This window comes from Streptomyces sp. NBC_01314, assembly GCF_041435215.1.
In the GTDB taxonomy this organism is placed as follows: domain Bacteria; phylum Actinomycetota; class Actinomycetes; order Streptomycetales; family Streptomycetaceae; genus Streptomyces.
In genome coordinates, this window is record NZ_CP108394.1 from 4,802,125 (window position 1) to 4,814,215 (window position 12,091).

The 12,091-nt window shown below is 69.2% G+C and carries 14 protein-coding genes; 5 read left to right on the top strand and 9 right to left on the bottom strand.

Features of this window, described 5'->3' with window-relative positions; genetic code table 11:
* Entirely contained in the window at positions 1–435 is a 435-nt protein-coding gene (locus OG622_RS21000; protein WP_371578066.1) for a VOC family protein, read from the bottom strand.
* 109 nt (positions 436–544) lie between these two features.
* On the opposite strand from OG622_RS21000, the gene OG622_RS21005 reads away from it, so the two are divergent.
* The 3 genes from OG622_RS21005 to OG622_RS21015 are packed head-to-tail and all read left to right on the top strand — an operon-like array spanning position 545 to position 2,426.
* A complete protein-coding gene (locus tag OG622_RS21005) occupies positions 545–1,339 on the top strand; it encodes a 4'-phosphopantetheinyl transferase superfamily protein (protein WP_371578067.1) in 795 nt (264 codons plus the stop codon).
* Positions 1,340–1,382: 43 nt separating this feature from the next.
* A complete protein-coding gene (locus tag OG622_RS21010; protein WP_371578069.1) occupies positions 1,383–1,757 on the top strand; it encodes a VOC family protein in 375 nt (124 codons plus the stop codon).
* A 48-nt stretch (positions 1,758–1,805) separates the two neighbouring features.
* Positions 1,806–2,426, top strand: a complete 621-nt coding sequence (locus OG622_RS21015; protein ID WP_371578071.1) for a hypothetical protein — start codon at positions 1,806–1,808, stop codon at positions 2,424–2,426.
* A 68-nt stretch (positions 2,427–2,494) separates the two neighbouring features.
* Here the strand turns inward: OG622_RS21015 and OG622_RS21020 are convergent, their stop codons facing one another.
* From OG622_RS21020 to OG622_RS21035, 4 genes are all read right to left on the bottom strand, one after another.
* Positions 2,495–3,085, bottom strand: a complete 591-nt coding sequence (locus OG622_RS21020) for a TetR/AcrR family transcriptional regulator (protein ID WP_371584164.1) — start codon at positions 3,083–3,085, stop codon at positions 2,495–2,497.
* 642 nt (positions 3,086–3,727) lie between these two features.
* Positions 3,728–4,630: an SAM-dependent methyltransferase gene (locus OG622_RS21025; RefSeq protein ID WP_371578073.1), complete on the bottom strand. Its 903-nt coding sequence runs from the start codon at positions 4,628–4,630 to the stop codon at positions 3,728–3,730.
* 67 nt (positions 4,631–4,697) lie between these two features.
* Positions 4,698–5,054: a DUF805 domain-containing protein gene (locus OG622_RS21030; protein WP_371578075.1), complete on the bottom strand. Its 357-nt coding sequence runs from the start codon at positions 5,052–5,054 to the stop codon at positions 4,698–4,700.
* An 84-nt stretch (positions 5,055–5,138) separates the two neighbouring features.
* On the bottom strand, positions 5,139–6,629 hold the full coding sequence (locus OG622_RS21035) for a helix-turn-helix domain-containing protein (RefSeq protein ID WP_371578076.1): 1,491 nt from the start codon (positions 6,627–6,629) through the stop codon (positions 5,139–5,141).
* A 248-nt stretch (positions 6,630–6,877) separates the two neighbouring features.
* On the opposite strand from OG622_RS21035, the gene OG622_RS21040 reads away from it, so the two are divergent.
* Complete coding sequence (locus OG622_RS21040) at positions 6,878–7,639, top strand: DUF4232 domain-containing protein (RefSeq protein ID WP_371578078.1); 762 nt, start codon at positions 6,878–6,880, stop codon at positions 7,637–7,639.
* A gap of 67 nt (positions 7,640–7,706) precedes the next feature.
* Here the strand turns inward: OG622_RS21040 and hemB are convergent, their stop codons facing one another.
* From hemB to OG622_RS21055, 3 genes are all read right to left on the bottom strand, one after another.
* Positions 7,707–8,699: a porphobilinogen synthase gene (hemB, locus tag OG622_RS21045; RefSeq protein WP_371578079.1), complete on the bottom strand. Its 993-nt coding sequence runs from the start codon at positions 8,697–8,699 to the stop codon at positions 7,707–7,709.
* A 77-nt stretch (positions 8,700–8,776) separates the two neighbouring features.
* Entirely contained in the window at positions 8,777–9,127 is a 351-nt protein-coding gene (locus tag OG622_RS21050) for a hypothetical protein (RefSeq protein WP_371578081.1), read from the bottom strand.
* Positions 9,124–10,239 carry a helix-turn-helix domain-containing protein gene (locus OG622_RS21055; RefSeq protein WP_371578083.1) on the bottom strand — a complete coding sequence of 372 codons (1,116 nt, stop codon included), beginning with the start codon at positions 10,237–10,239 and terminating at the stop codon, positions 9,124–9,126. Before OG622_RS21055 ends, OG622_RS21050 begins: the two co-directional genes overlap by 4 nt.
* Before the next feature lie 866 nt (positions 10,240–11,105).
* Between OG622_RS21055 and OG622_RS21060 the strand changes: the two genes are divergently transcribed.
* Positions 11,106–11,381, top strand: a complete 276-nt coding sequence (locus OG622_RS21060; protein WP_371578084.1) for a hypothetical protein — start codon at positions 11,106–11,108, stop codon at positions 11,379–11,381.
* A gap of 5 nt (positions 11,382–11,386) precedes the next feature.
* Here OG622_RS21060 and OG622_RS21065 read toward each other — a convergent pair whose 3' ends face one another.
* On the bottom strand, positions 11,387–11,818 hold the full coding sequence (locus OG622_RS21065; protein WP_371578086.1) for a hypothetical protein: 432 nt from the start codon (positions 11,816–11,818) through the stop codon (positions 11,387–11,389).
* Positions 11,819–12,091 lie beyond the last annotated feature (273 nt).

Consider the following 12,091-nt stretch of genomic DNA (forward strand, 5'->3'; position numbering starts at 1 on the left):
TCAGGCGCCGGGGCGATCCGTGTAGGCGGCGGCGTACTCGTCGGTGGGCGCGATGGGCGTGATGACGTCGATGAGTACGCCGTCGGGGGCGGCGACGATGAAGTGCCGCTGCCCGAAGTCCTCACTGCGCAGCGGCAGTTCGGGTTTCAGGCCGAGGTCGTCCACGAGCCGGGCGTACTCGGCGTCGACGTCGGTCACCTCGAAGTTGAGCAGGACGCCCTGGGCGGGGCGGCGGAACGCCGGGGGGATCGTTTCGTGGGTGGCGTCGACCAGGGCGAGTTCGTAGTACGGCGGCTCGTGCCGCCGGAGGCTGACGTACCAGTCGTTCTCGAAGGTCGTCTCGAATCCGAGCAGACCGGTGTAGAACTTCACGGACTCCCGGAGCAGCGGGGTGCAGATCACCGGGTAGAAGCCGGTCATGACGGAGGACGTCATCGGGGCACCTTTCCGAGGTGGGCGCGGGGCGTCCGAGCGGGTGGCGTTCGTCGTGTCAACGAGGAGCGCCACCCGTCGTCACGTCCGCCGGGTGCGAAAGCGGGGGTACATGACGGTGGAGGGACCGAGGGAACCGGAGCATCCGCAGGTCTGGGCCGTGCGGCTTCCTCCACCGTGGGACGAGGCGCTCAGCCTTGCCCTGCTGGACCCGGCAGAGCGGCGCAAGGCCCGCTCCTTCCGTCGGGAACCGGACCGTTCCCGCTACCTCGCGGCGCACACGGCACTCCGTCTGCTGCTGGCCGCGCATCTCGAATGCCACCCCATCGACGTCCTGTACGGACGTGAGCAGTGCGCGCGCTGCGGCGGCCCGCACGGCCGACCCGTACTCCTCGATCGCGAGGCGGGCCTGCGTTTCTCGCTCTCCCATTCCCCGGGCCTGTCCCTCGTCGCGATCGCCCGCGTGCCCCTGGGGGTGGACGCCGAGCGGGTACCCGGCCGCAGGACCGTCGAGTCGTGCCTGGAGCGCCTGCATCCGGAGGAGCGGCGCGAGCTGCTGGCGGTCCCCGAGGAGGAGCGGTCCTTGCGGTTCTGCCGGCTCTGGGCGCGCAAGGAGGCCTATCTGAAGGCTCTCGGGACCGGGTTCGCACGCGGACTGGAGCGGGACTGGCTGGGGGACCGCGCGGGGCCCGGGACGCCCGCGCGCCCGACGGGCTGGACCGTCCGGAACCTGTCCTGCGGCCCGCAGAACACCACCCATGCCGCGGCCCTGGCCGTCCCGTCGGGCACCCCCGTGCCCGCCGCGCCACGCCGACTGAACTGGTCCGCTTTCCAGGGCGACTTGCACGGACGAACGGTGAACTGCGCCGGTGGCAACCATGTTGACATACCGATGGTATGTCACTAAGTTCCTTCGCATACCTTCGGTACGTGACTGGAGATGGCGCTCCATGCTGACCAGCCTCTGTCCGGTGATCTGCACCTCACGCCTCGAGGAGTCCCGCGAGTTCTACACCAAGCTGTTCGGTTACAAGGTCACTCACCAGGCGGATTGGTACGTCGGTCTCGGCCGGCCCGGGCTGACGCCCTGCGAACTCGCCCTTCTCGACCACACGCACACGGCCCTCCCGGAAGCACAGCGCCGGCCGGTACGCGTGATCCGCTTCACCCTCGAAGTGGAGGGCGGGGAACGGGAGCTGGAACGCATTGCCGCCTGCGGCGAATCCGCCGCAGGGCGATCCCTCGACACCGGAGGTTCCACAGGGAACGACTTGGTCGTCACCGATCCGAACGGAGTACAGATCCGCGTCGTCACACCGAAATGACCCATCGGCGCGCACGCGAGATCGACAGCCAAGAGGGGGAAGGCAGTCATGCCCGGAAGAATCGACGCCGGTGAGGCGGTCGCGGTCATGCGCGCCGCGGGACTCGAACCACTGGAGCCCTATCCCGGGGCGAACGTGGCCTGGAACAGCCGCTGCGTCAAGAACGCGCACCAGGTCGCGCCCACCTTCACCTCGGTGCGCGTCGGCGCGAGCGGGGGATGCCGTCACTGCGGACGCCTCGCCGCCGGGGAACGGCGACGGGCGGCCGGCCGGGAGCAGGCCGAGGCGGACATGCGTGCCGCCGGCTTCGAACCGCTGGAGCCCTACCCGGGGTCCAGGGTGAGATGGTCCTGCCGGCACATCGTCTGCGGCCGTACCGTCCACCCCCGGCTCTTCGGAATCCGCGCCGGAAAGGGCGGCTGCCGCGCCTGCGCGGGCCGGGTACCGGTGGACCGCGAGACCGCCGAGGCGGAGATGCGCGTGATCGGCATGGAACCGCTGGAACCCTTCCCCGGCCGGGTGCGCGACCGGTGGCGGTGCCGTTGCGTGACATGCGGTCACATCGGTACCCCCACGCTCAACAACATCCGCCGCGGCCAAGGCGGCTGCTACACCTGCGCACGCGGCGCCGGCCGCCCCTCCGCGCGAACCGACGAACTCGCCCGCTGAGCAGGCCGCAGGCTGAGCGGTACGACAGACGGCAAGGGCGCCCCGCATTCGGCGGGGCGCCCTTGCCGTCACTCGACCCGAAGGGCGTCCAGCATCGCCACCAGCGCGGTCTGGGTGTCGTCCAGATCGCGGGGGTTCGTCGAAGCTGCCAGCCACAGCGCCGCCTCGTTCATCGCGCCCGACAGCAGATGGGTGAGCGGCTCGACCGGCTGCGCGACGATCGTCCCCTTGCCGATCAACTCCTCGAGCACCTGCGCCAGATGCTGCCCCGAGGTCGTCTCGTTCATGGCCCGCCACTCGCTCCACCCGAGGACCGCGGGACCGTCGACCAGCATGATGCGCTGGATCACCGGATCCGTGGACACGGTGAGGAACGCCTGGCATCCGGAGACGAGTTGGTCCCACGTGCCCTCCCGGGCGTCCGCCGTCTCGGCGATCCGGTCGGCCACCTCCTGCTGCACCTGCTCCAGCACGGCCCGGAACAACTCGGCCTTGCTGGCGAAGTGGTGGTACAGCGCCCCCTTGGTGACCCCTGCCGCCCGTACGATCTCCGACAGCCCCACGGCCGCGTACCCCAGTGTGGAGAACAACCGTCTGCTCTCCCGCACCAACGCCTGCCGAGTCCGCTCCCGCTGCTGAGCCCGAACCCCTTGAGTCATCCTCTCCCCCCGCCCTTCACGTACTGAAGGTACGTCAACCCGGGAGTCCGCGGTACTCCTTGCGACGACAGCGGGGGCAACGCCGGCCTCCTGGACGGGCAGGGTGCTCAGCGCGCTCCACGGGCGGCGGTCCGCGTCGTCGCCCTGGTCGCCGACGATGGTGGTGACCAGGCATGTGAGCAGTGGCTCGGGCGCCACGGCGTTGTCGTGGAACATAAGGCAGTCGGCGATCAGATAGGGCAGGAACACCTCCTGGAAGACCGGGTCGGCCGCCGTCTACGCGTCGGTGCCGCCCATTCTGACCAGATTCGTCGAGCAGCCGGTCGGGGTCCTCCTCGGCGACGAGGCCGGTGGGCAGCGGGGCGTCACGAGAGCCCGAAGCGAACAGGTGCTCGATGTGGATGCCCCGGTGTCGCAGCGCGGATGGCCACCGTGCCGCCTCCAGGACGATGGGAGCGCCCAGGCTGTGCCCGAAGAACGCCGGCGGGAGATCCGCCGGAGGATTCGAGTGCCTCGGCGATGTCGGCGGCTGATCGGAGGAGGTCGTGCGCAGGCTCCTCGTCGAACCGGTCGGCACGTCCCGCCCGGCAGGGCCGCCCCGTATCCGGCCTCCGACGTCCGCGTGCCCGGCCGTCCGCCCCTCTAGCCCTTACGCCCCGTCGCCGCATACACATTGATGTCCGCGTCGGTCACATCATTGATGTCCCGATACCGAACCTTCTCGATGTCGTCCATCCCGGCCAACACCTGCGGCTCCACCGCCGGAGGAACCGGCGCACCGTCCTCGAACCGCCAGTGGTGCGCCGGCACCACCCCGGGCTCGTCCACCACGAGGCCGCTCTGCTCGAAGAAGCGCGCGACCTCGTCCTTGGACCGCAGCACGAAGGTGAACCCCCGCTTGGTGTAGGTCTCCTGAACCGCACGGATCTTCGCCGGATTGAGGTCCTCGGTCAGATGGCTGAGGACCAGCCGGCTCCCGGCGGGCAGCGCGTCCACCAGCTCCCGCACGACGGGGTACGCCTCGTCGTCCTCCACGAAGTGCAGGAGCGCCACCAGGCACAGCGCGATCGGCCGGTCGAAGTCGATTGTCTTCGCGGCGGCTTCGAGAATCCGCTCCGGTGACTTGAAGTCGGCGTCGATGTAGTCCGTGGCGCCCTCGGGCCCGCTCGTGAGCAACGCGCGCGCGTGGGCGAGGACCACCGGGTCGTTGTCGACGTACACGACCCGGGAATCGGCGACGATCTCCTGCGCGATCTGGTGGACGTTCTCGGCAGTCGGCAGCCCGGTGCCGATGTCGAGGAACTGCCGGATGCCCTCGTCCTGGGTGAGCGTGGTCACCGCGCGGCGCATGAAGTCCCGGTTGTGCCGGACGTCGAGATAGCCGCGCGGATTGGCCGCCAGCGCGGCACCGGCGGCCTCCCGGTCCACGGGGTAGTTGTCCTTGCCGCCGAGGAAGACGTCGTAGACACGCGCCGGGTGCGCCTTGCTGCTGTCGATCCTCTTCCGCAGTTCGGCGGGGTCCTGGCTGAGCGCGTCACCGGCCATGAAGCTCTCCCTGGAGAGTCGAGTCATTCAATGACCAACAACCTAACCCCCCACGGGAGTTGCCACGTCAGAGATGGGCCGGATACCCCTTCGGATCGGGGCCGTACCGGTTCGCGTCCCGCTTGCCCTCGGTGGCCATGAAGATGATCGTGACGATGGTGCCGACACAGGGAACGATCCCGATGAGGACCCACCAGCCGCTGCGACCGATGTCGTGCAGCCGCCGGACGCTGACCGCCAGGGACGGCAGGAAGATGGCGGCGACGAAGACGAGTTCGGGCACCTCCGTGTCCATGACCAGGCCGAGGACGACGAGCCCGAGATAGATGAGCGAGGCGATCAGCGTGAACATCCAGTACTCCTGGCGGCGCGCCCGCCCGCTGAAGACCACGTACTTCTTGAGCACCTCGACGAACCAGTTCATGATGTCCCCCCGAAAAACGGCACGCGCCTGCCCCGAGGATCGGGGCAGGCGCAGAACCTATGTTGATTGACGAGAACTCGTCAATCAGTTACCGCTCTCCTCGCTCTCACCCAGCGTCGTCCCCTCCTGGACCCACTTCGGCCCGCCGAGCGGATACTCGTAAGCCGGACGCCCGTTGTTGCCGCTCGTGCGGAACGGCAGGCCGTTGTCGTTCACGATCAGCGTGCCGCTGCGGGAGCCGCTGGTCCACTTCAGCTCCAGGTACCAACGGACGTAGTACGCCGACGCGTCGGCGGTGATGTAGTACACCTCCGGGTCGGACTCGCTGACGGAGTACGGGAAGTTCCTGCTGCCCGCCTTGGGCTGCACATCGGGGCGCGCGGCGTCGAGGGCGATCGTGAAGGACCGGGTCGGGACGCCGGCCCCGCAGCCGACGCCGGGATAGCCCATGGCGAAGTCGTTCCAGGCGAGAGGCGACTGCTTGTCGACCATGCGGACCTTGAGGCTCCGTACGACCACGGTCTCCTCGCCGGTGCCCTGCACGGTGAGCGTCAGGAACTGCTGCCCCGACGACACGGCCCCCTCCGACGACACCCAGGCCGCCGCGTCCTGCTCCAGCGGCGGCGGCCCCACCTTCGTCTGCGGCCGGTCGGCCAGATACCGCTGGGCGCAGGGGCTCTCCCAGGTGTACGGCTCGACCTTCACGGACAGCGGCGCCGGGAGGGAGGTGTCCTCGCCGCCCTCGCCGCCCCCGCCAGCCCCGCCAGGGCTGGTCGGGGTGGCGATGGCAGAGGCCCCGGTCCCCTTCTCTCCTTTGCCCTTCTCTCCCTTGCCCTTGTCAGCCGACTCGCTCGCGGAGACGGAAGGGGATGCACCGGACGGTGCGGATGAGCCTTGGTCTCCCGTCTTCTCCCCCGCAGCCTCCTCCCCCAGGGACACGTCCCCGGCCCACCGTGAGCCGGCCCCGTCCTCGTCCCCGCTGGACGGCAGACTCACGGCGAGCGTGACCGCACCGAGCACGGCGGCCACGGCCAGCCCGGCGATGAGCGCGACCCGTGTACGCCGTCGAGCCGGCGCCCGCTCCCCCGCCCCACCGGAACCCCCGCCCCCGATCACCGTCTCAGGAACCGCGCTGTCCTCCGAGGCCGTACCCGACTCGATCGACGAACCCACGGCCGGCACCTCCACAGCCACCGCGTCCGGAGCCCCCGCACCCGAGGCCGTCCCCCGCTCAACGGCCTTACCCCGCCCAGTCGCCGCACCCGGCACGGCTCCCCCCGCCGCCGCCCCGACGGAATCACCCCCCTTGTTCCGCCGCACCGCGTCCGCGAGCACCCATGCCCGGTGGAGCTCGACCAGCTCCTCCGGGGTCGCCTTGCAGAGACGGGCCAGCCGCTCGACTGGGGCGTAGTCCGTCGGTACGGCATCCCCGTTGCAGTACCGGTGAAGCGTCGACGTACTCATGTGGAGCCGCTTGGCGAGCACCCCGTAACTCAGCCCGGAGCGCTCCTTCAACTCCCGCAGCAGCTCGGCGAAATCAGCCCCCAGGCCGTTCGCGGTACCGCTCCCCGACACGTCTTCCTCCGTCTTCTCAGGTCCCGCACGTCCCGTTCCGCATTCCAGGGCAGGGATGTTTTCGCAGGTCAAAGCTGGTGCGAGCGTTCCAGCGTCCCGGATCGTCCGTCGTTTGTGGCGGCCGGGACGGATCACCCCACAAGCTTTGGTCATCCAAGCACGCCGCTCCCGGCACACCGGTCGAGCGGCACGGCTTCGACCACTTGTTCTCAGCCTTCTCAACTTGCTTTGTCCGAAAGGGATTCGTCATGCGCACGTTCCGCACCGCCCGCTCCACCCGCCCCGCCCGTCTGCTCGCCGCGACCGGAGTCGCCCTCGCCGCCCTCGCTCTGACGGCGTGCGACAGCGGCACGGGCACCAGGGACGAGGGCGCGGGCAGCGGCTCCGCCTCGACCTCGCAGACCACCGGCACCCCGGGCACGACCACCGGGGGCTCCACGAGCACCGGTTCCACGAGCACCGGTTCCACGACCACCGGTTCCACGACCACCGGTTCCACGACCGACCAGGCTTCCTCGAAGACCGGCACGGGCACGGGCACCAGCGGCAGCACCGCCTCCAGTGACCCCTGGGACCCCGCCAACCGCGTCACCTGCAACGGCTCCAACACCACCGTCACCGCGAAGCCGGTGGCCCGCCCGATCAACCACCTGCTGATCACCGTCAAGAACACCGGCTCGAAGTACTGCGACCTCTACTACAACCCCACGGTTCGCTTCGGCGAGGCCCAGTCGGCGCCGCGCGTGATCGAGGAGTCCCAGCCGCAGGCGGTCGTGACCCTGGCCCCTGGCGAGTCCGGCTACGCGGGCGTCCTGCTCTCCATGGCCGACGGCAGCGGCGGCGAGGGCACGACGGAGAAGAAGGTCGTCGTCCGCTTCCAGGGCCGAAAGTCCGGCAGCGACGCCGGCGCCCCCGCCTCCCCCGCCCTCCCTGCCAACGGCGTCTACGTCGACAACTCCGTCGCCGTCACCTACTGGCAGTCGACTGCGGCGGACGCCCTCGTGTACTGAGCCGCGCGGCGAACCGGTACCGAACCGGGGGCGCACCGCACCGTACGTACTGGGCCGGAGGGGAACCTCAGCGCAGCATGCGAGCCGCCTCGACGGCCCAGTACGTGAGGATGTTCTGCGCGCCCGCCCGCTTGATCCCCGTCAGCGTCTCCAGGATCGCCCGGTCCCGGTCGATCCACCCCTTCTCCGCGGCGGCCTCGACCATCGAGTACTCCCCGGAGATCTGGTACGCGACGACCGGCACGTCCACGGCGTCCGCGACCCGCGCGAGGATGTCCAGGTAGGGCCCGGCCGGCTTGACCATCACCATGTCGGCGCCCTCCTGCAGATCGAGGGCGACCTCCCGCAGCGACTCCCGCGCATTGGCGGGGTCCTGCTGGTAGGTCTTCCGGTCCCCCTTCAGCGACGAGGCGACAGCCTCCCGGAAGGGCCCGTAGAACGCGGACGCGTACTTGGCGGTGTAAGCCAGAACAGCGACATCCTCGCGCCCGATCTGATCAAGAGCATCACGAACGACGCCGATCTGCCCGTCCATCATCCCGCTGGGTCCGACCACATGGGCACCGGCGTCGGCCTGGACCTGGGCCATCTCGGCGTACCGCTCAAGGGTCGCGTCGTTGTCGACCCGCCCCTGCTCGTCAAGCACCCCACAGTGCCCGTGATCAGTCGTCTCATCCAGACAAAGATCGGACATCACGAGCAACTCGTCGCCGACCTCGGCCCGCACATCGCGGAGGGCGACCTGCAGGATCCCGTCCGGATCGGTCCCGGGGGTCCCGAGCGCGTCCTTCTTCTCGTCCTCCGGCACCCCGAACAGCATGATCCCGGAGACCCCGGCCTCCACGGCCTCCACGGCGGCCTTCTTCAGACTGTCCCGCGTGTGCTGCACGACCCCCGGCATCGCCGTGATCGGCACCGGCTCACTCACGCCCTCCCGCACGAACGCGGGCAGGATGAAGTCCGCGGGATGCAGCCGCGTCTCGGCCACCATCCGCCGCATCACAGGCGTCGTACGAAGCCGGCGGGGCCGCGTACCGGGAAACGATCCGTACTTCGACATACACCTACGCTACGCCCGCCCTGCCTGCCCCTTTGCCGACGGCCCGTCGGCGGCCCGTCGGCGGCCCCGCACCCGCCCTACGCCCCCTGGACTCCACTGCCTGGAGCGTGGGCGGCCCCTTCCTCTCCCTTGACGACCCTCAGCACGGGCTCAGGCGCGAACTCACCGAGATCGAACGCGGCGTCCCGCCAGTGTGCCGCCAGATCCAGCAACTTCTGCGGGTCGTAGTCGACGGGCGGCTCCGGCTGGCAGGGCAGCAGCGGACAGAGGACGGCGATGGCGAACCGGACACCCCACATGGCGGCCCCGGCATGAGGTTCCACGCCTTCCGCCACCCCTTCCTTCTTCAGGTACTCCAGGGTGGCCGACGCATCGCGCAGGGTGTTGTACACCTGCGCATAGGTGGCGTGGATGGTGTGGTCGGTCATGCGGCACTCCTCGGGAAGCCGGGTGGATCGGTCCGCCCCGCATCGAGCTCAGGCGGCTCAGGCGGTACGGACGGATTCGGGTCCTGCCGCCCCACGGCTCCGGCGGTACGGCGGTCGCGATCGGCGCGGCAATCTCGGCACCAGGTCCCCTCGGGCCTGCGGAAGGCCCGATTGCAGCCGCCCGCGCAGTCCACCATCCGGTACGCCAGGGCCGGTTCGCCCTCCACGGCCCACCCCTCGGACACTCCCGGCAAGACCGGCAGCGGCGGTGGCAGCAGTTCCCTCAGCCGGTAGGCGAGGAACCGTGCCGGATTCTTGAGCGGCACGGGAACGTCGGCCGTCATGGCGTGGTGCACCGCCGTCCTGCCGGCCCCGTTGTCGAACCAGGCGATGACGGCCGGAGTGAGACGGCTTACATCCTTCTGCGAAAGCGTGAACCGGTCATCGGTACGGCGCAGTCCCACAAGCAGGGCGACAGCCTTGTCGTGGTGCTCACCGCTTTCAGACGACTCGGCGACGGCGGCTTCTGCCACGGGCGGAACGACGGGATCTGCTGCGGGCGGTACGACGGGATCTACGGCGCCGGAATCACCCTCGACAAGCTCCTCCTCGACCGACACGTCCTCGACGGGCTCCACCTCAGCCATCGGCCGTACGGGCACGGGGTCCACCGAGGCGGCGACAGGAACGGCGACGGGAGCCGCGACAGCGACCGGTCCCTCCCCCACCACCCCACGGGCACGCGTGAGCGCCGGAGCGTTGTACGCGTACGTCCGCGTGACCACCCGCCCACCGTCGACCCGCTCCCGCACCCGCTCGACGTAGCCGTGCGCCTCCAACTCCCGCAGCGCGAAGGCGATCCGGTCCCGGCCTTCGGTGAATCGATCGGAGAGGCTACGGATATCCGCGGAGGCGCCCTGGGGCAGCGAGAGGATGTGGGTGCCGAGCCCGATGGCGGTCAGGGACAGCTCCCGATGCTGGGCGAGATGGTTGCCGATGATCGTGAACCGATCGGGCTGGTACTCCCTGACGTGGGTGACCCCGGAAGGGGTGGTGCTTTGCCGAATATGGGGGTGCGGGCGCACGGCGCCGCTAGGCTTGGTCTCAGCCATGAGGGAAGCTCCTACTTCTCCTCGGTGGTCAGGCCCTCGCACTGGGAGTGCAATCCCGGCGGGGGCCGTCGCATGTCTGCGGTTGTCTCAGCCGAGCCTGCACGCCCAAACCACCACCGCGCCAGCCGACTTGGGAGAGTTCACTCCCCCGAGTGACGAACACCGGGTTTGGATTGGTTTGGAGGGTTCTTTCCCAAGAGTTCTTACTCCTTTACCGCCCGCAGCCCCGACGCACGACCGACCGGGACCCGTGTTTCCGGGCTCCGGGACGAGACGCTTCGGGACAAGGCGCCTCGGTCAGTCGGCGAGTACGACCAGAACGGCTCCCCGTGAACTGGGAGCCGCGGGACGCGACTTCGCCCAGTACGGTCCGTTTCAGGGCAGGTGAGAACTGCCACTGATCCACATGCCTGACGGGCCCACATGAAAGGAAAGCCGTGTCGCCGTCTTCCTACGCAGCGAACGGACGGTGCCGACTGTGCGGCGGCCCCATGCAGATCGACAGGCGTACAGGGAAGGTCTACCCCCATGCCCGTGCCGACCGGCGAGGGCAGTGCCCCGAGTCCGGCAAGCACCGCTACCAGCCCGGCTCCCCGAACGAGTTGCTGCACCGGCCGACCCCGTCCGTCATCACCCGGCGCCCTCCCCGGCCAGTCAGCACCATTCGGGAGGTGCCGGTACCCAGGCCGTCCTGGATACCGCTGTGGGGTGACGCCGAGGGAGCCCCGGTCATCACCTTGCCTGCCCGTGGCCGCCTCGGATACTGGATCCCTGAGCAAGGCTGGCAGAAACATGAGGAGTTCGTGTACCGCCATGTCCACGGTCGGGCACGGCCCGAGTGGAATCCGACTGGTGAATCCTGGTCAGTGGCAACACGCCACTTCATCGAACTCGCGGGCTCACTCGTCAAACGGCACAGCCGTATGGTTCTCGGCCGCGAGTACAACAGCTCGGAGAAGTGCAACCACCGGTGCATGAACGCCTTGGGCCACGAGTGCACCTGCTCATGCCTGGCACGCAACCATGGTCGTGGCGGCTGGATGTCCGGTTGGCGGATCACCGCCGAGACCACGAGCGTGGCCGACGGTCGCGAGTGGAGCTGGACGGTGTTGGAGCAGATCCCTTCCGACTCCCGCCGCTGACAGCCCTACACGGTGTCTCCAGGCCCCCCGTACTTCCGCTTGTGGTAGCTGAGGTAGTCGAAGAAACGCAGCCCATCGACCACTGCACCGGACTCGATCTCCTGGAGCATCCACGCGTGGGCGGAGTAGTCGTCGACCGCGACTCCTCCTCGCCTCAGCAGCAGCGCGACCACTTGGCGCACCTCCGCAGTGCCGTCGATCCGCCCGGAGATGTCGATGCTCACGACCCACGTGGGGTGGTACCCGACGGCCGCTTCAACGATCACCACATGTTCGGGCTCCCAGTCGGAGAAGAGGCGGCCGGTCTGCTCGTCGTCGATCTCGATGTAGAGATTGCCGTCCGGGCACCACTGATCACCCTGCCGGGGCAGACACCCGTCGAGCAGGGCTACGGTCTCATCCCTCTCCCCCGCCGGAAACACGAACACGCTCCGCATGGATGAAGCGTAGGGAGTACGGCACCCCGGTGGCCAAGCTTTCACAAGGGGGTCGGACAACAGCCCGTAGCCACGTTCGGCGGGGAACTGCGCCACTGCCTGCCACAGCCAAGGGCGGAACTCGTACCCCTGGCCGAATGCCGGAAGCGCCATGGGTGGGCGCGGTCAGCGGGTGGCGCGGATCATGACGGTGAGGACGGGGACGGTTCGTTGAGGCTCGGGTCGCGGAGCCAGGTGATGCCTGGGTTCGCCTTGTCACGGGCGCCCACTTCG

Coding starts and splice junctions, on each gene's coding strand:
- OG622_RS21065 (WP_371578086.1), bottom strand. CDS start 11,818: ATGCGGAGCGTGTTCGTGTTTCCGGCGGGGGAGAGGGATGAGACCGTA.
- OG622_RS21050 (WP_371578081.1), bottom strand. CDS start 9,127: ATGACCGACCACACCATCCACGCCACCTATGCGCAGGTGTACAACACC.
- OG622_RS21030 (WP_371578075.1), bottom strand. CDS start 5,054: ATGAACTGGTTCGTCGAGGTGCTCAAGAAGTACGTGGTCTTCAGCGGG.
- OG622_RS21010 (WP_371578069.1), top strand. CDS start 1,383: ATGCTGACCAGCCTCTGTCCGGTGATCTGCACCTCACGCCTCGAGGAG.
- OG622_RS21055 (WP_371578083.1), bottom strand. CDS start 10,239: ATGGCTGAGACCAAGCCTAGCGGCGCCGTGCGCCCGCACCCCCATATT.
- OG622_RS21005 (WP_371578067.1), top strand. CDS start 545: ATGACGGTGGAGGGACCGAGGGAACCGGAGCATCCGCAGGTCTGGGCC.
- OG622_RS21015 (WP_371578071.1), top strand. CDS start 1,806: ATGCCCGGAAGAATCGACGCCGGTGAGGCGGTCGCGGTCATGCGCGCC.
- OG622_RS21000 (WP_371578066.1), bottom strand. CDS start 435: ATGACGTCCTCCGTCATGACCGGCTTCTACCCGGTGATCTGCACCCCG.
- OG622_RS21025 (WP_371578073.1), bottom strand. CDS start 4,630: ATGGCCGGTGACGCGCTCAGCCAGGACCCCGCCGAACTGCGGAAGAGG.
- OG622_RS21040 (WP_371578078.1), top strand. CDS start 6,878: ATGCGCACGTTCCGCACCGCCCGCTCCACCCGCCCCGCCCGTCTGCTC.
- OG622_RS21020 (WP_371584164.1), bottom strand. CDS start 3,085: ATGACTCAAGGGGTTCGGGCTCAGCAGCGGGAGCGGACTCGGCAGGCG.
- hemB (WP_371578079.1), bottom strand. CDS start 8,699: ATGTCGAAGTACGGATCGTTTCCCGGTACGCGGCCCCGCCGGCTTCGT.